Origin of the sequence: Achromobacter sp. 413638, from assembly GCF_043119405.1 — a bacterium.
GTDB lineage: Bacteria > Pseudomonadota > Gammaproteobacteria > Burkholderiales > Burkholderiaceae_B > Achromobacter.
Genome location: NZ_JBICCO010000008.1, coordinates 70,788 through 88,558 on the forward strand (window position 1 = coordinate 70,788; position 17,771 = coordinate 88,558).

Annotated in this window: 19 protein-coding genes; 5 read left to right on the top strand and 14 right to left on the bottom strand. The window is 67.8% G+C overall.

What is annotated here, in order from left to right:
- Positions 1-66: 66 nt before the first annotated feature.
- Entirely contained in the window at positions 67-465 is a 399-nt protein-coding gene (locus ACEU5R_RS05535; RefSeq protein WP_212312342.1) for an OsmC family protein, read from the bottom strand.
- A gap of 172 nt (positions 466-637) precedes the next feature.
- Here ACEU5R_RS05535 and ACEU5R_RS05540 point away from each other — a divergent pair, with 172 nt between their 5' ends.
- Together ACEU5R_RS05540 and ACEU5R_RS05545 are read left to right on the top strand one after the other, a co-directional pair.
- Entirely contained in the window at positions 638-1,327 is a 690-nt protein-coding gene (locus ACEU5R_RS05540; RefSeq protein ID WP_392409370.1) for a tellurite resistance TerB family protein, read from the top strand.
- 193 nt (positions 1,328-1,520) lie between these two features.
- Positions 1,521-3,134, top strand: a complete 1,614-nt coding sequence (locus tag ACEU5R_RS05545; RefSeq protein WP_392409371.1) for a methyl-accepting chemotaxis protein — start codon at positions 1,521-1,523, stop codon at positions 3,132-3,134.
- A gap of 13 nt (positions 3,135-3,147) precedes the next feature.
- On the opposite strand, the gene ACEU5R_RS05550 is transcribed toward ACEU5R_RS05545, so the two are convergent.
- Genes ACEU5R_RS05550 through ACEU5R_RS05580 form a run of 7 tightly spaced genes read right to left on the bottom strand, consistent with a single transcriptional unit; the run spans position 3,148 to position 7,980 of the window.
- A complete protein-coding gene (locus ACEU5R_RS05550; RefSeq protein ID WP_158658327.1) occupies positions 3,148-3,663 on the bottom strand; it encodes a hypothetical protein in 516 nt (171 codons plus the stop codon).
- Positions 3,638-4,009, bottom strand: a complete 372-nt coding sequence (locus ACEU5R_RS05555) for a thioesterase family protein (protein WP_392409372.1) — start codon at positions 4,007-4,009, stop codon at positions 3,638-3,640. Before ACEU5R_RS05555 ends, ACEU5R_RS05550 begins: the two co-directional genes overlap by 26 nt.
- 9 nt (positions 4,010-4,018) lie before the next feature.
- Complete coding sequence (locus tag ACEU5R_RS05560) at positions 4,019-4,804, bottom strand: hypothetical protein (RefSeq protein WP_103272409.1); 786 nt, start codon at positions 4,802-4,804, stop codon at positions 4,019-4,021.
- 27 nt (positions 4,805-4,831) lie between these two features.
- On the bottom strand, positions 4,832-5,788 hold the full coding sequence (locus ACEU5R_RS05565) for an NAD(P)H-dependent flavin oxidoreductase (RefSeq protein WP_392409373.1): 957 nt from the start codon (positions 5,786-5,788) through the stop codon (positions 4,832-4,834).
- A gap of 11 nt (positions 5,789-5,799) precedes the next feature.
- The gene (locus ACEU5R_RS05570; protein ID WP_392409374.1) at positions 5,800-6,693 is read right to left on the bottom strand and encodes a diiron oxygenase; all 894 of its coding nucleotides are present in this window, start codon (positions 6,691-6,693) and stop codon (positions 5,800-5,802) included.
- A 16-nt stretch (positions 6,694-6,709) separates the two neighbouring features.
- Positions 6,710-6,958, bottom strand: coding sequence for an acyl carrier protein (locus tag ACEU5R_RS05575; RefSeq protein WP_103272406.1), 249 nt, complete (start codon positions 6,956-6,958; stop codon positions 6,710-6,712).
- A gap of 32 nt (positions 6,959-6,990) precedes the next feature.
- Positions 6,991-7,980 carry a methyltransferase gene (locus ACEU5R_RS05580; RefSeq protein WP_103272405.1) on the bottom strand — a complete coding sequence of 330 codons (990 nt, stop codon included), beginning with the start codon at positions 7,978-7,980 and terminating at the stop codon, positions 6,991-6,993.
- 334 nt (positions 7,981-8,314) lie between these two features.
- Here ACEU5R_RS05580 and ACEU5R_RS05585 point away from each other — a divergent pair, with 334 nt between their 5' ends.
- Positions 8,315-9,079, top strand: a complete 765-nt coding sequence (locus ACEU5R_RS05585; protein ID WP_392409375.1) for a sulfite exporter TauE/SafE family protein — start codon at positions 8,315-8,317, stop codon at positions 9,077-9,079.
- Here ACEU5R_RS05585 and ACEU5R_RS05590 read toward each other — a convergent pair.
- From ACEU5R_RS05590 to ACEU5R_RS05615, 6 genes are all read right to left on the bottom strand, one after another.
- Positions 9,076-9,477, bottom strand: a complete 402-nt coding sequence (locus ACEU5R_RS05590) for a PPC domain-containing DNA-binding protein (protein ID WP_199770970.1) — start codon at positions 9,475-9,477, stop codon at positions 9,076-9,078. The genes ACEU5R_RS05585 and ACEU5R_RS05590 overlap by 4 nt on opposite strands.
- Positions 9,464-10,045, bottom strand: a complete 582-nt coding sequence (locus ACEU5R_RS05595; RefSeq protein WP_103272403.1) for a PCC domain-containing protein — start codon at positions 10,043-10,045, stop codon at positions 9,464-9,466. Before ACEU5R_RS05595 ends, ACEU5R_RS05590 begins: the two co-directional genes overlap by 14 nt.
- Positions 10,046-10,100: 55 nt before the next feature.
- Positions 10,101-10,865, bottom strand: coding sequence for an SDR family NAD(P)-dependent oxidoreductase (locus ACEU5R_RS05600; RefSeq protein WP_392409376.1), 765 nt, complete (start codon positions 10,863-10,865; stop codon positions 10,101-10,103).
- A 63-nt stretch (positions 10,866-10,928) separates the two neighbouring features.
- On the bottom strand, positions 10,929-12,566 hold the full coding sequence (locus ACEU5R_RS05605; RefSeq protein ID WP_392409377.1) for an acyl-CoA synthetase: 1,638 nt from the start codon (positions 12,564-12,566) through the stop codon (positions 10,929-10,931).
- Positions 12,563-13,735 (bottom strand): acetyl-CoA acetyltransferase, encoded by a 1,173-nt coding sequence (locus ACEU5R_RS05610; RefSeq protein WP_392409378.1) that lies wholly within the window; start codon positions 13,733-13,735, stop codon positions 12,563-12,565. The genes ACEU5R_RS05605 and ACEU5R_RS05610 overlap by 4 nt, the downstream gene beginning before the upstream one ends.
- A gap of 44 nt (positions 13,736-13,779) precedes the next feature.
- Positions 13,780-14,607 (bottom strand): IclR family transcriptional regulator, encoded by an 828-nt coding sequence (locus ACEU5R_RS05615; protein WP_392409379.1) that lies wholly within the window; start codon positions 14,605-14,607, stop codon positions 13,780-13,782.
- 252 nt (positions 14,608-14,859) lie between these two features.
- Here ACEU5R_RS05615 and ACEU5R_RS05620 point away from each other — a divergent pair, with 252 nt between their 5' ends.
- Both ACEU5R_RS05620 and ACEU5R_RS05625 read left to right on the top strand, forming a co-directional pair.
- The gene (locus tag ACEU5R_RS05620; RefSeq protein ID WP_103272398.1) at positions 14,860-15,873 is read left to right on the top strand and encodes a TRAP transporter substrate-binding protein; all 1,014 of its coding nucleotides are present in this window, start codon (positions 14,860-14,862) and stop codon (positions 15,871-15,873) included.
- Positions 15,870-17,759 (top strand): TRAP transporter large permease subunit, encoded by a 1,890-nt coding sequence (locus ACEU5R_RS05625; protein ID WP_392409380.1) that lies wholly within the window; start codon positions 15,870-15,872, stop codon positions 17,757-17,759. Before ACEU5R_RS05620 ends, ACEU5R_RS05625 begins: the two co-directional genes overlap by 4 nt.
- Positions 17,760-17,771: the final 12 nt, after the last annotated feature.

Consider the following 17,771-nt stretch of genomic DNA (forward strand, 5'->3'; position numbering starts at 1 on the left):
GAAACCGGCTGAGTGCAGATTCCCGCCATTCCGTTCCCAGCCCCCGTCCCGACTAACCTTGTCCCTCTATTCCGGCCGCACCACCAGCGTCGACACCTGCACATCCACCGCCGTCATCAGCTTGTGGATCGGGCATTTTTCCGCCACCGCCAGCAGTTCGTCGATCTGGGCATCCGTCAATTCGCCATGCAGCGTCAGCTTGGCGGTCAGGCGGTAGACCCCCTTGCGTTCCTCGCTGGCATCGCGCACCACGTCCACGCCCACCGATTCCAGCGGCAACCCCTTGCGCTGCGCGTAGACCATCAGCGTCAGCGCCTTGCAGCCGCCCAGCGCGGTATCGAAATAATCGTGCGGGTCGGGGCCCTCGCCTTGCGGCTGCGGCATGGCCAGCGGCAGTTCATGGCCTTCGGCCGTGGCGGTGAATTGCAGGGTCTGGGGCGCATTCTGGCGCACGCGGATCGTCATGGACACATCTCCTGAAGTCGGCCGGCGCGACTGGGCCGGCCCTTGCCACGTTGTAGCACTACCTTTCCGGGCAAGCGGCGACGCACCATGTTACTGACTGCAAGCTGAACTTCCTTGCCCCGCGCAGGTCGGATCAGATTCCGCAGGTTCTCCTGCCTACGAAGGGGGCCGTATGAGCGCCAGACAACTACTCGATCAACTGCTGCAGTCCGGCCAGGGACTGCTTTCCGACGCCGGCTCGCGCGTCCAGAACGCCACCGGGGGCAAGGGGTCGTCCTTCCTGACCGGCCTGGGCGGCGGCGCGCTGGGCGCGGGCGCCCTGGGACTGCTGCTGGGCAGCAAGAAGGCCCGCAAGATCGGCGGCAAGGTCGCCATGTACGGCGGCATGGCCGCGCTGGGCGCCCTGGCCTACCGCGCCTATGGCGACTGGCAGCGCAAGCAGGGCGCCGGGGCCGCCGCGACGCCGCCGCAGACACTGGACCGCCTGCCCGCGCCACAAGCCGAACAGCACAGCAGCGCTGTGCTGACCGCGATGATCGGCGCCGCCAAGGCCGACGGCCATATCGGCCCCGAAGAACGCGGCCTGCTCGAAACCGAACTCGCCAGGCTCTCTTCCGACGCCCGCGACCGCAGCTGGCTCGAAGCCGAACTGGCGCGTCCGCTGGATCCGGCGGCCGTCGCCCAGGCCGCCGCCACGCCCGAGATGGCCGCCGAGATGTACCTGGCCAGCCTGCTGGTGGTCGACGAAGAAAGCTTCATGGAGCGTGCCTACCTGGACGAGCTCGCGCGCCAGCTGAAGCTGCCGCCCGATCTCAAGCTGCAACTCGAACAGCACGCCAAGGCTCACGCCCAGACCGTCTGAACCCGCGGGGGGCCGCGCAAGGCGGCCCCTTCCGCATGCCGGCATCCCCCACACTCCGTCAGTTCCCCCGCGTCCTGAGTGCCTAGGACTGCCCTTAATATCAGACTAGTCTCACCTCTTCAGCCCTCAACTGCACCGGCTCCCCTGTCGTTATCTCTCATGACGGCGGCTCGCGTCCGCCCCGGAGAAAACGATGAAAAACCTAAAGGTATCCACCCGCCTGTTCGGCGGCTTTGGCATGCTGCTGGCGTTGCTGTGCGCCATCGCCGTGCTCGAGTCCTACAACACGCGCATCCTGCGCGACGGCATGATCGACATCGTCGAGGTCAACAACGAACAGGCCAGGCTGGCCGCCGAGATGCGCGCCGCCGTGACGGACCGCGCGGTCGCCGTGCGCAACATCGCGCTGCTGCGCGATCCCAAGGCCATAGACTTCGAGGCGCAGCGGTTGAAGACTCAGGAGCAGATCTACCGCGAGGACTACGCCAAGCTGGAACGGATGCTCACGTCCAATCCCACCACGCAGCCTGAGGAGCTGGCGCTGCTTCAAGCCGTCAAGCGCGATGAGCTGAAGGCCATGCCGCTGATCGACAAGGCCGCCAGCCTGGGACTGGCCGGCGACCCGGCGGGCGCCATCGTCGTGCTGGTCCAGGAGGCCCGCGCGCCACAGGCGTCATGGCTCAAGGAGCTGGCCGCGCTGACCGCGCTGGAAACGCGCCTGAGCGACGAGGCGGCCGACGAGGCGCTGCGAGCCTCGGCCACGCTGCAGACGGCGACCCTGGGCGCGACCGTGCTGGCGCTGGCCCTGGGCGGACTGGCGGCGTGGCTGATCACGCGCAGCGTGCTGCGCCAGCTTGGCGGCGAGCCGCGGCAGGCCCAGGAAATGGCGCGCGAGATCGCCAATGGCAACCTGACGCTGAGCCTGCGTCCCACCGCCGGCGGCGCGAACAGCCTGATCGCCTCGCTGGAGACCATGCGCGTGCAACTGAGCGCGACCGTGTCCCGCATCCAGACCGCCGCCGACGCCATTTCCACCGCGTCGTCCCAGCTCGCGAGCGGCAATGCAGATCTCTCGGGTCGCACCGAGGAGCAGGCTGCGTCGCTGGAGCAGACCGCCGCCAGCATGGAACAGCTGACGTCCGCCGTGAAACAAAACACCGAAAGCGCGCAACAGGGCAGCGCGATGGCGCTGGCCGCCTCGCAGACAGCCGAGGCCGGCGGCCAGGCCATGCGGCGCATGATCGCCACCATGCAGGACATCGCGGCCAGTTCCGCCAAGGTCCATGAAATCATCTCGGTCATCGAGGGCATTGCCTTCCAGACCAATATCCTGGCGCTGAACGCTGCGGTGGAGGCCGCCCGGGCCGGCGAACAGGGCCGAGGCTTCGCGGTCGTAGCGGCGGAAGTGCGCACGCTGGCGCAGCGCAGCGCCACGGCGGCCAAGGAGATCAAGGCCTTGATCGAAACCTCCAGCCAGCATGTGACGACAGGATCCGAGCTGGCCACCAGCACCGGCGACACCATGGAGGAGGTCCTGGCCTCGGTGCGTCATGTCGCGGACATCATGGGGGAAATCGCGGCAGCCTCGCGCGAGCAGAGCACCGGCATCGACCAGGTCAACGTCGCGATCTCGCAGATGGATAGCGTCACGCAGCAGAACGCGGCGCTGGTGGAGCAGGCCGCCGAGGCCACGCGCAGCATGTCGGACCAGGCGCAAGATCTGCGCGAATCCATGTCGGTCTTCCGCAACGAGGCCCAGTCCCCGCCCGCGCAGCACTCGACACGCCTGCTGCTTGCCGCCACATGAGCGCGGCCGCCGCCTATCCGCGCAGCAGCACGATTCTCGGCGGACCGTAGTCCTCGCGATAGCACAGCCCCAGCATCAGGCCGTCCAGCCGGGCGCAGCGCGCCACGAAGCCCCGGCCGGCGAAGTCCAGCCCGATGTCCACGGCCCCGCCCCCTTCGGCGACCTGCCGCGTCCAGGCGATCGCCATGCGCGGCAGAGCATGCAGCAAGCCCAGCCCCACGCACTTGGCGCAGGCCTCGCGCGCGACCCAGCCCGCCAGGAACTCCACCGGCACATGGTCGCGCCGCGCCACCCAGGCGCCCAGCCGGTGCCGCCGCGCCGCCAGATCCGGCCGGTCGAGCCGTTCGATATCGATGCCCACGTACTTGCGGTTGGCGTATAGCGCGGCCTGCACGCCCCCGCTGTCGCTCAGGCCGAACCCGGCCGTGCCGGGCAGATAGGGCTTGCCCAGGCGTGTGCGGGCCGGCGCCTGCGCCGGCCTGGCGCCGAGCACCACGGTGAGATCAAGTCCCGATGAGGGCGCGGTCATGGGTGCCGGTGGCGATCAGGCTGCCGTCCCGCGCCGCCACCGCGCGGGCATCGAAGCGCAGCGCGTTGCCGAACATGGCCTGCACCGTGAGCGTCAGCCGCACCGCGCTGCCCGGATACGCGGGCGCGACATGCTTGACGCTCACGGCCTGGCCCACCGAACGGCAACTGCCGTCGCCCGCCCGGCGTATGCACTCGGTGGCATAGGACTCGATCCAATAGACGATGACCGGCGTGGCCAGCACGTCCATGTCACCGCCGTAGTTCAAGGACAGGGCGGCGGCGTCCACCTCCCAGGTCTTCTCGAACTGCTGCCCCGAGCGAAACAAAGTCTGCGCCTGCGCCATGGCCCGCCCCTAGGCCTGTTCCAACGCGGCCAGCGCGCGGCGGGCGTCGCCGAAATGGTCCTTCAGCATGGAGATCCAGCGCTCCAGCCCGAAGGCCACGCAGCTCGTATGCGCGAATTCGCCGTTCAGGCGGATCTCGAACTTCTCGCCGAAATAGTTGCGGTGATAGTTCAGCGAAGACACGGCATGTCCGTCGAACACCAGCTCGCGCTTGGTGGGCGTCAAGGCCGACAGCCGGGCCACCGGGCTGCCGGAATCGAAGAAGGGATCGTTGGCTTCTTCGCAATCGGCGCGGATGCCCAGCTGCGCGAACAAGGAGAACACACGGTCGTAGCCGGCCTCCAGATGCGCCTGCGCGCCCTCGGCGGTGCCCAGGTATACGTATTCCTTCATGGTGAAGTTGAAGGCGCGGTAGCTGTCCAGCGCCTTGTCTTCATGGCGGAAGCAGCGCGCGATGCAGGACTCCACCCGCGCGCCATCCAGCTGCTGGCCCTTCAGGCCCAGGTAGATCTTGTAGCAGGTCGCGGGCAACAGGGCCACATCCGCATTCAACTGCTTGAAGTCGGGTTCGAGCTTGCGCTGGCCGCGCGCGAAGCCCAGCAGCTCGCCTTGCTCGATCGAACACATGACGCAGGTCAGGTGCGGGAAATTGCGCACATAGCCGAGCGCGTTGATCTCGTCCAAGGCCAGCAGGCTGTCGAATTCGGTGGTCGCGTCCGGCGCGACCGAGAATGTGCTGTCCAGCTTGGCCTGCAGGACGTTCTTCACCTGGTGCCACTGCTTCTCGATAATCACGATGCAATCTCCTTCGGGTGGATGCGCTCAGGACGTCAGGTCCGCCAGCACCTGCCTCACGGTGCGGACGGCATGCGTGTCCTTGCAGGACGTCCCGCAATACAACGCCATGTCCTCGATCTGCCCCTCGGTCTGGGCAGTGGGCACAGCAACGCTGTAGCGCAGGATGGGGTAGCGTTTTCCGAAATAGTGGGCAAATCCAATGACGCCGGCCGACAGGTCGCCGTCACAGCTGCGGTTGCGGATGACCCGGTGGCGGTGCGTGTGCCAGCCGATGCTGAAGCGGTCGGTGACCATGGTGTCGTCCGGCCGGGCGTCGACGATCGCCTGCTTGTAGCGCGCGTGCGCCGCCGATTCCTCGGTGGCGGCGAACACGGTGCCGCACAAGGCGCCGGCATAGCCGGCGTCCAGCGCCAGCCGAAGCTCGGCGGCATTGCTGATGCCGCCGCTCAGAAACACCATCCGGCCGCCAGCCAGCAGCTGGTCCGCCTGATCCAGCGCCCGCGCGCGCGTCAGCGCGCCCAGATGGTGGCCACCCGCCTCGACGGTCTGCAGCACGCCGAAACGCAGTCCCGCGTCGAACGCGGCGTCCAGATCCTCCCGCGAGCCGACCTGCGCGCCATAGTCCATGCCGGCGGGCAGGCTGCGCAGCACGCGCGCCTCCGGCAGACCGAAGAAAGTCACCACCGGACGTTCCGGCCGGTCGGCCAGGCAGGCCAGGCGACCGAGCAGTTGCTCGGCGTCCAGCACGAATGGCACGAAGTTCACGCCGAAACGCGCCGGCGTGAGCGCGGCGGTCCGCGCCAGCAGCTCGCAGATCTCGCCTTCTTCGTGCCGGTACAGGCCGATCATGCCGAAACCGCCGGCCTCGCAGACCGCCGCAGCCAGTTCCGGTTGCGCCACGCCGCCCATACCCGCCTGCAGCACGGGCAGGCGAGCGCCGAACAGGGCTTGGACCGCCGGTCCGCTCAGGACGCTTGCCATGGCGGGTCCTCCTACAGCGCGGCCAGGTCCAGGCCGGCGACCAGGCCCTGTTTGCTGAAAAAGGCCGCGCTGCGCTTGAACCACTGCTCATGCACGGCCTTGCGGGCCGGATGCGCGCGCAGCGCGTTGCGCATCGCGTGACCATTGCGAAAGCCCAGCGGTCCGTGAACATCCGCATCGTCATACACGGCCGGGTTGTACATCAGGCTGATGAAATAGCGGAACATGCTGGTCACCATGCGGTCTACGTCGGCGCGCGTGGCTTCAGGGTCGGCGCTGCGTTCCAGCGCCAGCCGGTACAGCCTGGGGACCATCTCGCGGCCGAACGAGACGTGCCGCGATTCGTCGACGTGGTGCTCGTAGTTGACCTGCTTGAGGATGTCGGTGATGCCTTCGGTAGTGCCGACCTTGTGGTTGTAGTAGTCGACGAACTCCTCGAAGATCAGCGTGCTGGCGAACATGTACAGGTCCTCCAGCTCGGGGCTGTCCGTCTGCTCCGGTCCTTGCAGCTGGATCGCCGGATAGATCTTGCCCGCGTAGTCCAGGCAGGCCTTGGCGAAGTACCACATGTGGAAGTTCTCTTCGCCCATGAAGACGTGCAGGTACTCGGACACGTCGGCATAGCACGGCTCGTAGATGCAACGGCTGACGAAGCCCAGCACGCCCTTGATGCCGTGCACGTTGAGGCTGAAGAAATTGACCGCCTCCCATTTGCTCAGGCGCACCCGTTGGCCGGGGTCCAGTTGGTCCTGGTAGGGCGTGCCGTAGGTGGTCAGCAGATCCTCGCTGCACCAGGGCTGGTCCTCTGGAATGCGCTCGGGCCAGGTGAAACGCTCGTAGGGGTCGTGCGTGCGCCCCTTGGACAGCGTCATGAGGCGGCCGATTCTGGCGTAGTCGATATCCATGGCATGACGCTCCCGGCTAGCTCTGCGCGTGGACGAAGCGCACGATCGCGTCCACCGTCTTCAGGTCGTCCACGGTGATCGCGCCAGACACGTCGCGCCCGGTCAGTTCGCCCAGGAACATGATGAAATCCAGGAACTGCATGCTGTCCAGAATGCGTTCCTCGATCAGGTTCTTTTCCTTGATGCCCTCGACGGTCGCATTGCGGTTCTCCTTCAGCCAGGCGATCACTTCGGACTCGGTATTGTTCAGCGTCAACGTGGACATGTTGGCTCCGTGATTGGGGGATGGGAACGGCGTCACAGCTTCGCGGCCGACAGCAGGCAGAAGCCGCTGCTCTCCTGCCGCAGCACGGTCTGCCGCTCGAAGCCGGCCGCGGCGATCAGCGCCTGCATGTCACCCACGGTCCAGCTACGTCCGCCGTCCCACAGCGCCAGCGCCGACAGGTTGTGCAGGGTGGTGAACTGCGGCGCGCGCCGGTCTTCCGACAGGAAGTAGCCCTGTACCAGCAACGTGCCGCCGGCGCGCAGCGCCCGCAGCGCGCGCGCCAGCATCGAGCGGCAGACCTCGGCGCTTTCCTGGTGCAGCACGTTGGAGAACAGCAGCGCGTCGGCATCCGCGCCGAACTCGTCGTGGCGGTAGTCGGCCACCCGCGCCGTGACGCGCTCGGCCAGGCCGGCGGCGCGCGCTGTCTCGCGCGTGATGTCCACCACCGGCGCCAGGTCCAGGATCTCCGCCCGCGCCTCGGGACGCGCGGCGCACAGCGCGATCGAGTAGGTGCCCGCGCCGCCGCCCACGTCGATCAGCCGGCGCACGGGCAGGTCCTTCAGCGCCTCGGCGAATTGCGGTCCGGAACGCGCGGCGAATTGGTGCATGCCCAGGATGAAGTCGCGCATGAACTGCGGATCCTCGCCCAGCCACTTGGCCTGATTGTCGACCGCCGCTCCCTGCCGCACCGCCTCGGCCAGCTGTGCCCAGGGCCGCTTCCAGCGGTCCATGATGCGGATCCAGCTGAGCAGCGACTCGGGACTGTCCTCGGTCAGGAAGCGCGCGCTCAGTTCACTGTTGCCGTAGCGGCCGGCCTCGCAAACCAGCAGCTTCTGCGCCACCGCGCAATCCAGCAGGCGCTCCAAGGCCTCGGCGGGGCATCCCAGCTCGGCGGCCAGATCGGCGCAGCTGCGCGGCTGGGCCAGGCGCTGCGGGATGCCCAGGTCGGCCAGCGCATAGAGCGGCTGTCCTTCCCAGTGCCCGAACGCCAAACGGGAAAACGCCATGAAACTCACATCCATCGATTCCCTCCTGATTCAACGGCGGCCGGTAAGGCCATGCGGATGAATACGCGGCAGCTCGGGTACGAGCCGCGCGCCAGTGATCAGGACGCGAACGCGGAAGGCCGGATAGAGATTGGGCCGCGAACGCCGTCCCAGGAGTGACAGCGATACAGCGGTGGCGACTAAAAGGCGTCGCCGGAGTCTCTTTATTTAGGTCCATTTTATGGACCGTTAATTTATATTTTGTTTGATTGCATTCTATATCCTCGCAGATAATAGGCAATAATAAATTTCACATGACATATTTAAGTCCATTACATGGACCAATACGTTGTTTGAATAGGAGGCACGCATGGACTGGAGCATGGCGGCGCTGCTGGCGGGCGCGGGCGTACTGGGCGGGGCCATCAACGCGCTGGCGGGCGGCGCGACGCTCATCACCTTCCCTGCCATGGTCGCGGCCGGACTGCCGCCCGTCATCGCCAACGCCTCCAGCGCGGTGGCGATATCGCCGGGCCACATCCTGGCCGCGCTGGCCGACCGCGAAAACCTGCCCGCGCCCGATCGCCGCTTCTGGCTGCTGTCCGTGGCGACGACGGTGGGCGGCGCGCTGGGCGCCTTCGTCCTGCTGGCGATCCCGCCGGCCTATTTCATCCTGCCCGTGCCGGCGCTCATTGCCTTCGCCACGCTGCTGTTCGCCTTTGCGCCACAAGTACAAGCCTGGAGCGCGCGCCGGCGCGGCGCGCAGGCGCAGGACCGCGCCGCGCGCGGCGTCGTGCCGATCGCGCTGGCATCGGTGTATGGAGGTTTCTTCGGCGCCGGGCTCGGCGTCATCCTGACCGCGGTGATATCGATCACCGACCCCGGCAACCTGCGCGCCATCAAGTCGCTGAAGAACCTGCTGGCCACCTTCGTCACCGCGGCGGCCATCGTCATCTTCATCGCGCAGGGATCGGTCCACTGGCCCGCCACCCTCTGCATGCTGGCGGGCGCGTTGCTGGGCGGATACCTGGGCGGCTACCTGATCCGCGTGCTCCCCGCCCAGGCCGTGCGCCTGTTCGTCATCGTGACGGGCGCCGCGATGACGATCATCTACGCGGCGCGTTACTGGCTCTAGGCCGCCGCATCCTCTGCCGGCAGCCATTCCTCGAGCGTGACCTCGAAGGTCATGCAGATGGGATTGGCGCCCGGCACGAACGGTCCGCCGTGCACCTGCCCCTGCGGATCGGCGACCACGCCCGACAGCGACGCCGTCAGCGAGCCGTCCGGCTGCGCCCGCACCTCGCCAGCGAGACTGACGATCTCGACCGCCGGCCCGGACACATGGCGGTATCCGCCATCGCGGGTGTACAGGCAGGCATCCACCAGGCTGCCCAGCGCGCCGCGCACGAAGGCATTGCGAAAGCCCTCGGCCAGGCAGAGCTTTTCCACGCCCTGCACCAGGTCTTCGTTGGGTCCGATGCGGGCGTAGGCCACGCGGCCCATGCTGCCGCTTTCGACATCAGGCATGTCCATGGTCACCCGTCCCTTGGGGCTGCAATAGCCGCAGATTGGTTTCGGCGTCATAGGTGGCACGCAGCTCAAAGCCTTCCAGTGACGTCACCAGCACCGGCACCGGCCGTTCGCCGACGATGGTGGTCTGGGGCACGATGTGTCCGCCCAGCGGCGCGCCCGTCTCGTCGCAGAATGCCGCGTGGCAATGCACCAGCGGCGCGCCCGCATCGGTCTTGCCCAGCGTGGCGTTGCCGAAAATGAGATAGGCGGCGCCGGCCGAGATGGGCGCGGTATAGGCCACCACCATCCGGTGCTGCGGATCGGGCGGCGCGGTGCAGTAGTCCAGGTGACGGAAGCCCCCGCCCAGGATGGTCATGGACGCATTGGCGATGCCGGCCCCGGCCAGCGTGTCGACCATGGCGTCGAACAGAGAAGCCCCCGGCCTGAGCAGCAGCCGCACGTGGCGGCCATGTCCGGCGCAGCGGCTGTGTATGCGGACCGGGTTGAAGGCGCCCGGGTGTATCAGCGTTCTGGGACGGGGCGGCGCTTGTACTCCCCGCAACGAACGATCCACGGTGGTGTATCGCATGGTCTGGTCTCCGTGCGCTTGTGGCGCAATGAATGAAACCTGGGCAATGACAAACTCAGTGCGTGGCGGGCAACATGCCGGCCGCGGTGAAGCCGCCGTCCACGCAGATGACCTGCCCGGTAACATAGCTGGATTTGGACTCGTCGAGCAACCAGCCGATAGTCCCATTCAGCTCTTCGGGCGCGGCATAGCGATGCTGCGGCACCACCCGGCGCCAGGCGGCGCGCGCCTGCTCGGTATGCATCTGCCCCACCAGCGGCGTTTCGATCGGCCCCGGCGCAACCGCGTTGACGCGAATGCCGTATTCAGCCAGTTCGACCGCCATCACGCGCGTCAGCGTCACCACCCCGCCCTTGGACGCGCCGTAGGCCGCGCGTCCGGCATTGCCGCGTATGCCCGACACCGAGGTGATGTTGACGATGGAGCCATGTCCGCGCTTGCGCATGCGGCGCGCGACCTCGCGCGCCACGACGAAGGACCCCACCAGGTTCACCTCCAGCATGCGGCGCAGCGCCGCGGTTTCGGTGTCCAGGAACGGCAGGTCCTGGCCGATGCCGGCGCTGTTGACCAGCCCGCCTATCGGCCCGAAAGCGCTCTCCTGCCGCGCCAGCGCATCCACGACCTGCGCTTCGTCCGACACATCCAGACGCACGCGCCCCAGCCTCTCGGGCGGCGCGATGTCGCCCATGACGTCCAGCCGCTCCTGCGAAAGGTCGGCCGCCAGCACCCGGCGTCCGGCATCCAGCAGCCCCCGAACCACCGCCAGGCCGATGCCCGACGCCCCTCCTGTTACCAGCACTGCCTCCTGCGTCGTCTCCATGATTGCGTCTCCTTGCCCGCTAGGGCTTTTTTATCTGTACATCCTTGTCTGTATTTCCACGCATCAGCGCGCCAGCTCCGGCGCGCGGTCCAGGCAGCCGCGCTCGTACAGCGCATCGCGCACCAGCTTCTTCGTGACCTTGCCGTAGCCCGAGCGCGGCAACTCGTCCCAGAAGAAGATGTGGCGCGGCAGCTTGTAGCGCGCCATGCGCGGCGCCATCCAGGCCAGCAATTCGTCCTCGCTCAGGTCATGCCCAGCTCGCAACACGCAGACCATGACGCCGGCCTCGCCCCAGGTCGGATCGGGTACGCCCAGCACCGCGCTTTCAGCCACGGCAGGGTGTGTCAGCACCTTTTCCTCGACCTCGCGCGGATAGATGTTCGAGCCGCCCGAGATGTACATATCGGATTGCCGGCCGGTGATATAGACGAAGCCCTCCGCATCCATATAGCCCAGGTCCCCGGTGCGGAACCAGCCGTCACGGAAGGCCTTTTCGTTGGCCTGCGGATTGGCGTAGTAGCCCGCGAACACCGCCGGACCGCAGACGCAGATCTCGCCCGGCTGGCCGGGGTCCAGCTGCCGGCCGCTGTCGTCCTGGATGCTGACCTGCATGCCGGTGCGCTCGATGCCGCAAGTGCCCAGGCGCGCGCCGGGCGCGTCCGCCGCCTCATGCAGGGCCGGCGGCAGCACGGTGATGTTGCCAGTGACCTCGCCCAGGCCGAAGTACTGCACCAGCACCGGCCCCAGCTTTTCCAGCGCGCGCTTCTGGTCTTCGCGGTACATGGGCGCGCCGGCATAGATCACGTAGCGCAGGCTGGAGTGATCCCAGGCGTCGACGGCCGGATGTTCGACCAGCATCTTGACGATGGTGGGCACGGTGAACATGTTGCTCACCCGATGGCGCTCCACCAGCTGCCAGATCTCCTCGGCGTCGAAGCGCGTGGACGCCGGCAGCACGGTGCAGGCGGCGCGCGCCACCTGGGTCAGCAGATGGATGCCGGCGCCGTGCGACAGCGGCGCCACGGCCAGGCTGACGTCCTGCTCGGTCGTGCCCGGCATGAGATCGCACAGATGATTGGTGATCACGAAGGCCATCTGCCCATGCGTCAGCACCGCCGCTTTCGGCCGCCCGGTGGTGCCGGACGTGAAGAAGAACCAGCAGGGATCGTCATGCTCCACATCGACGCAGGCCGGCGCGGCGCCCCGCTGCGCCTCGATCAGGTCCGCGACCTCGGGCGCGGCGAAGCCTTCCGGCCCCAGCCTTGCCAGCAGCGCCAGCTGCGGCATGGCCCGCGCCACGGCCTCGGCGTGGTCGGCATAGTCGCCCTGGCACAGGAACACCTTGGCGCCAGATGCCTGCGCCAGATAGGCCGCCTCGTCCGGTGCGATGCGGAAGTTCGTCGGCACCCAGACGGCGCCCAGGCGCAGCGTGGCGAAGAGCGTTTCGACGAATTCAAAGCTGTTGCGCGAATGCACCAGCACGCGGTCGCCCTTGCCCACGCCATGGGCGGCCAACGCCCGGGCCAGCGCCGCGCTGCGGCCATCCAGCTCGCGCCAGCTGAGCGTCGCCTCGCCGCAGATCAGCGCGTGCCGCTCAGGATGCCGGCGCGCCGCCTGCACCAGGAAATGGGCCAGGTTCATCACCCGGCGCGATACCGGCGCGACGCCGCCTTCCGGCATATGTGCAGCAGGTCCGCTCATTTGTCGCGCTCCAGGATGCTGACGTAGTTGGCCACGGCCGCGCCGCCCATGTTGAACACGCCCGCCAGCGCCGCGCCGGGAATCTGCATGCCCGCGGCCTCGCCCGCCAGCTGCATGCAGGCCATCACATGCATGGACACGCCCGTGGCGCCCACAGGATGCCCCTTGGCCTTTAGGCCGCCGGACGGGTTCACCGGCAGACGCCCATCCTTCTGCACCCAGCCTTCGCGCAGCGCCTTGTGGCCTTGCCCGCGCGGGGTCAGGCCCATGGCCTCGTACTCGATCAGTTCGGCGATAGTGAAGCAGTCGTGCGTTTCCACCAGGCTCAGGTCGTCCAGCACCAGCCCGGCCTGATCCAGCGCGGCGCGCCAGGCGCGCGCCGCACCCTCGAATGCGATGGGGTCGCGGCGGCTGAGCGGCAGGATGTCGTTGACGTGCTGCCGCGCGCGGAACGCGATGGCGCGCCGCAAGTCCGGCAGCAGATCCGCATCGGCCAGCACCAGCGCGGCCGCGCCATCGGAAATCAGCGAGCAGTCCGTGCGGCGCAGCGGCGCGGCCACGTAGGGATTGCGCTCGCTCACGGCGTTGCAGAATTCAAAGCCCAGGTCCTTGCGGATCTGCGCATAGGGGTTGTCCACGCCGTTGCGGTGGTTCTTCGCCGCGATGCGGGCCAGGGCCTCGCCCTGATCGCCATGGCGCTCGAAATAGGCAGCGGCGATGCGGCCGAACACGCCCGCGAAGCCGCCTTCGATGCCGGCCTCTTCCTTGCGGTAGCTGGCGTTGAGCAGGATATCGCCCACCTCGGACGTCGGGCGCGCGCTCATCTTCTCGGCGCCGACCACCAGGGCGACGCGCCCACGGCCCGATTCGATGAAATCCATGGCCGTGTACAGGGCCGCGGATCCGGTGGCGCAGGCATTCTCCAGCCGCGTCGCCGGCACGTGCGCCAGGGCGGGATGCGCCAGCGCCACCAGCGCGCCCTGGAAGTCCTGTTTCTGGAAGCCGCTGTTCATGACGCCGACGTAGATGCCGTCGACTTCCTCGGCGGCGAAGCCGGCATGATCCAGGGCCGCGCCGGACACCCGGGCCATCAGGCTCTCGGTGTCCGGATCGTCGAGTTTGCCGAAGGGGATGTGCGACCATCCCGCAATCACGGCGCGCTTGCTCATTGCTGTCTCCTCAGGATGCAGCCCCGTCCCCGCCGGCGGCGGAATCAGGGCTTGGGCTTGGGGACAGGCGGGCGCGCGCGCGCCTCCCTCCCCCCGGGACTGGCCTGCGCCAGCAGGCGTTGGGCCTCGCGCGACAACAGCTTGGCCAACTGGAACTGTCTTTCCTCGTCCATGCGCGACTCCACGGCGGCGATGCTGAGCGCGCCCAGCACCTGCCCCTGCTCGTCGCGCAGCGGCACGCCGAGGCCCCAGGAGCCGGGCACCACCAGCCCCTGGTTCACCGAGTAGCCGCGTTCGCGAGACTCGTCGACCAGCGCGCGGATCAGCGGCACCGAATAGTGCGGATAGCGCCGCGCGATCAGCGCCGCGTTGGCCTGCAGGCAGGCGTCGACTTCGTCGTCCGGCAGCGCGGCCAGGATCGCCAGGCTGCCCGCGCCCACGCCCAGCGGATGGCGGTCGCCCGGCAGCAGCACGTGGGTCTTGAGCGGATAGTCGCCGTCCTCGCGCAGCACGCAGACGGCGAACACGTCGCGCCGGATGGAAAAGAAGGCGGAATCACCGCATTCATGCGCCAGCCGCGCCACCACCGGCGCCGCCAGGCGGTTGATGCCGAAACGCTCGCTGGCGACATTGCCCAGTACATGGCATTCCGGCCCCAGAAAGTAGCGCCGGCTGACGGATTCCTGCTCGACCATGCCTTCGGCGGCGAGCGCGGCCAGGATGCGATGCACGGTGGGCTTGCTCAGGCCGGTATCGCGCGTCAGGGCCAGCAAGCCGGCGCCGTCGCCACGGGCTCGCGACACGCCGCGCAGCACCTGCATGGCGCGCGCGATGGCCTGCGCTCCGCCCACCTGGGTCGACACTTCCGCCACATCGTCTCCGTGGATTTGTTCTTCGATATTATTTTTTGGTCCATTTTGTGGACCATTATTAACTGACTTCTTTTTCATCACACGCCCATTCTATTGGTTTACGCAGCAGAATCAATATGATTTAATGAATTTAAGAGTTGTACCTAGGTCCATATTTTGGACCTCATGCAAAGATAAAGCAAGAAGCCGGAAACGGCGCCTTACCCAGTCCGCTCTCGACAGCGGACCGGCTCTCATAACCAAGGAGACAGCATGAATACCACTCGACGCAACCTGATGCGCGCCGCGGGAGGCGGCGCGCTGCTGGCGCTGGCGCCGTTCCAGAAAGCGCTGGCGGCCCCGGAGTTCCGCTACAAGTACGCCAACAACCTGCCCCCGTCGCACCCCATGAACCTGCGCGCCAACGAAGCCGCGCAGAACATCGCGCGCGACACCGGCGGGCGCTTCGAACTGGCCGTGTTCCCCAGCAGCCAGCTGGGCTCCGACACGGACACCCTCAGCCAGCTGCGCGCGGGGGCCGTCGAGTTCTTCACCCTGTCCGGACTGATCCTGTCCACCCTGGTTCCCGCCGCCTCCATCAGCGGCGTGGGCTTCGCCTTTCCCGACTACGACGCCGTCTGGAAGGCCATGGACGGGGAACTGGGCGCGCACGTGCGCCGCGAGATCAACGGCAAGGGCCTGTTCGTGATGGACCGCATCTGGGACAGCGGCTTTCGCCAGGTCACGACCAGCAACCGCGCCATCGCGGGTCCGGACGATTTCCGCGACCTGAAGATCCGCGTGCCTGTCAGTCCGCTGTGGACCTCGATGTTCAAGGCGCTGGGTTCGTCGCCGGCCAGCATCAACTTCAACGAAACCTATTCCGCGCTGCAGACCCGCGTGGTCGACGCGCAGGAAAACCCGCTGGCCATCATCCAGACCGCCAAGCTGTATGAGGTGCAGAAGTACTGCTCCATGACCAACCACATGTGGGACGGCTTCTGGTTCCTGGGCAATCGACGCGCCTGGGAAAAGCTGCCGGCCGACATCCGCGAAGTCGTGGCCAAGCACATCAACGCCGCCGGCATGGCCGAGCGCGCCGACGTGCTGGCGCTGAACAACCAGCTGCAGGCCAAGCTGGCGGAGCAGGGCCTGGCCTTCAACACGCCCCAGCCCGAACCGATCCGCGAGGCGCTGCGCAAGGCCGGCTTCTACGCATCCTGGAAGGAAAAGTACGGCGACAAGGCCTGGGCCCTGCTCGAACAGGCCGCCGGGAGGCTGTCATGAAGGCAGCGGCGGCGCACGCCGCGGACCTGCCGGGCCATAGCCCGCCGGCCGGCGCCCGGCAGCCCTGGGCCGTCGCGCTGGACAGCGCGCTGGGCCACCTGGTCGAAATCCCGGCGGCCCTGCTGGTGGTCGCCGAGATCATCATCCTGTTCTCCGGCATCGTCGCCCGCTACGTCCTGCACACGCCGCTGGTGTGGTCCGACGAACTCGCATCCATCCTGTTCCTCTGGCTGGCCATGCTGGGCTCGGTCATCGCGTTCCGGCGCGGCGAACACATGCGCATGGCCGCGCTGGTCAACCGCGCCTCGCCCGCGACGCGGGCCATGCTGGACATGGTGGCGGTGGCCGCGGCGCTGGCCTTTCTGCTGATGCTGCAAGGGCCGGGCTTCGAGTACGCGTCCGAGGAACGCTATGTCACCACCGCCGCGCTGGAGATCCCCAACGTGTGGCGCGCCGCCGCGCTGCCGGTGGGCACGGCGCTGATGACGCTGATCGCGCTGCTGCGGCTGGTCGAGCATGGCCAGTGGCGCACCACGGGCCTCGCGCTGCTGCTGGTGGGCGGCGTGGTCGCCCTGATGCTTGCGCTGCAGCCCGCGCTGGCCGGACTGGGCAATGCCAACCTGCTGATCTTCTTCGTCGGCATCGTCGCCGGGTCCGTATTCGCCGGCGTGCCCATCGCCTTCGCCTTCGGCCTGGCGACGTTCGGCTACCTGTCGCTGACCACCGACCTGCCCATGATGGTGGTGGTGGGGCGCATGGACGAAGGCATGTCGCACCTGATCCTGCTAGCCGTGCCGCTGTTCGTGTTCCTGGGCGTGCTCATCGAAATGACCGGCATGGCGCAGCGCATGGTCGCGTTCCTGGCCAGCCTGCTCGGACACGTGCGCGGCGGCCTGTCCTATGTGTTGATCGGCGCCATGTACGTGGTGTCCGGCATCTCCGGCGCCAAGGCCGCCGACATGGCCGCGGTGGCGCCGGTGCTGTTCCCGGAAATGCGCAAGCGCGGCGCCAGCGACGGCGATCTGGTGGCGCTGCTGTCGGCCACCGGCGCGCAGACCGAGACCGTGCCGCCCAGCCTGGTCCTGATCACCATCGGCTCGGTCACTGGCGTGTCGATCACGGCGCTCTTCATCGGCGGGTTGCTGCCCGGCCTGGTGCTGGGCGTGATGCTGTGCCTGGTGGTGTGGTGGCGCCATCGCCATGTCGCGCCCTTCGCCACGCGCAAGGCCACGGGCCGCGAGATCGGCCGCGCGCTGGTGGTGGCCCTGCCCGCGCTGGCCCTGCCTTTCGTGATCCGGGCCGCCGTGGTCGAGGGCATCGCCACGGCCACCGAGGTCTCCACCATCGGCATCGTCTACGCGACGCTGGTCGGGCTGCTGATCTACCGCTGCTTCGACGCGAAGCGGCTCATGCCCATGCTGGTGGACACGGCCTGCCTGTCGGGCGCCATCCTGCTGATCATCGGCACGGCCACCGCCATGGCCTGGGCCCTGACGCAATCCGGCTTTTCGACGCAGCTGGCGACCCTCATGGCCGGCCTGCCCGGCGGCGCCACGACGTTCATGGCGGTATCCATCGTCGCCTTCATCATCCTGGGCAGCGTGCTGGAAGGCATCCCGGCCATCGTGCTGTTCGGCCCCCTGCTCTTTCCGATCGCCCACCAGATGGGCATCCACGAAGTGCACTATGCGATGGTGGTGATCCTGTCCATGGGCATCGGCCTGTTCGCGCCGCCCTTCGGCGTGGGCTACTACGCGGCCTGCGCGATCGGCCGCGTGGCGCCGGAGCAAGGCGTGCGGCCGATCATGGGCTATCTGGCCTCGATCGCCGTCGGCATCGTGATCGTCGCGACCGTGCCATGGATCTCGACGGGCTTCCTCAAGTGAAGCCCGCGGCCG

Excerpts from the sequence above, each read along its gene's own strand:
- ACEU5R_RS05535 (WP_212312342.1), bottom strand. The coding sequence starts at position 465 with ATGACGATCCGCGTGCGCCAGAATGCGCCCCAGACCCTGCAATTCACC.
- ACEU5R_RS05540 (WP_392409370.1), top strand. The coding sequence starts at position 638 with ATGAGCGCCAGACAACTACTCGATCAACTGCTGCAGTCCGGCCAGGGA.
- ACEU5R_RS05545 (WP_392409371.1), top strand. The coding sequence starts at position 1,521 with ATGAAAAACCTAAAGGTATCCACCCGCCTGTTCGGCGGCTTTGGCATG.
- ACEU5R_RS05550 (WP_158658327.1), bottom strand. The coding sequence starts at position 3,663 with ATGACCGCGCCCTCATCGGGACTTGATCTCACCGTGGTGCTCGGCGCC.
- ACEU5R_RS05555 (WP_392409372.1), bottom strand. The coding sequence starts at position 4,009 with ATGGCGCAGGCGCAGACTTTGTTTCGCTCGGGGCAGCAGTTCGAGAAG.
- ACEU5R_RS05565 (WP_392409373.1), bottom strand. The coding sequence starts at position 5,788 with ATGGCAAGCGTCCTGAGCGGACCGGCGGTCCAAGCCCTGTTCGGCGCT.
- ACEU5R_RS05570 (WP_392409374.1), bottom strand. The coding sequence starts at position 6,693 with ATGGATATCGACTACGCCAGAATCGGCCGCCTCATGACGCTGTCCAAG.
- ACEU5R_RS05575 (WP_103272406.1), bottom strand. The coding sequence starts at position 6,958 with ATGTCCACGTTGACGCTGAACAATACCGAGTCCGAAGTGATCGCCTGG.
- ACEU5R_RS05580 (WP_103272405.1), bottom strand. The coding sequence starts at position 7,980 with ATGGATGTGAGTTTCATGGCGTTTTCCCGTTTGGCGTTCGGGCACTGG.
- ACEU5R_RS05585 (WP_392409375.1), top strand. The coding sequence starts at position 8,315 with ATGGACTGGAGCATGGCGGCGCTGCTGGCGGGCGCGGGCGTACTGGGC.
- ACEU5R_RS05590 (WP_199770970.1), bottom strand. The coding sequence starts at position 9,477 with ATGGACATGCCTGATGTCGAAAGCGGCAGCATGGGCCGCGTGGCCTAC.
- ACEU5R_RS05595 (WP_103272403.1), bottom strand. The coding sequence starts at position 10,045 with ATGCGATACACCACCGTGGATCGTTCGTTGCGGGGAGTACAAGCGCCG.
- ACEU5R_RS05600 (WP_392409376.1), bottom strand. The coding sequence starts at position 10,865 with ATGGAGACGACGCAGGAGGCAGTGCTGGTAACAGGAGGGGCGTCGGGC.
- ACEU5R_RS05605 (WP_392409377.1), bottom strand. The coding sequence starts at position 12,566 with ATGAGCGGACCTGCTGCACATATGCCGGAAGGCGGCGTCGCGCCGGTA.
- ACEU5R_RS05610 (WP_392409378.1), bottom strand. The coding sequence starts at position 13,735 with ATGAGCAAGCGCGCCGTGATTGCGGGATGGTCGCACATCCCCTTCGGC.
- ACEU5R_RS05620 (WP_103272398.1), top strand. The coding sequence starts at position 14,860 with ATGAATACCACTCGACGCAACCTGATGCGCGCCGCGGGAGGCGGCGCG.
- ACEU5R_RS05625 (WP_392409380.1), top strand. The coding sequence starts at position 15,870 with ATGAAGGCAGCGGCGGCGCACGCCGCGGACCTGCCGGGCCATAGCCCG.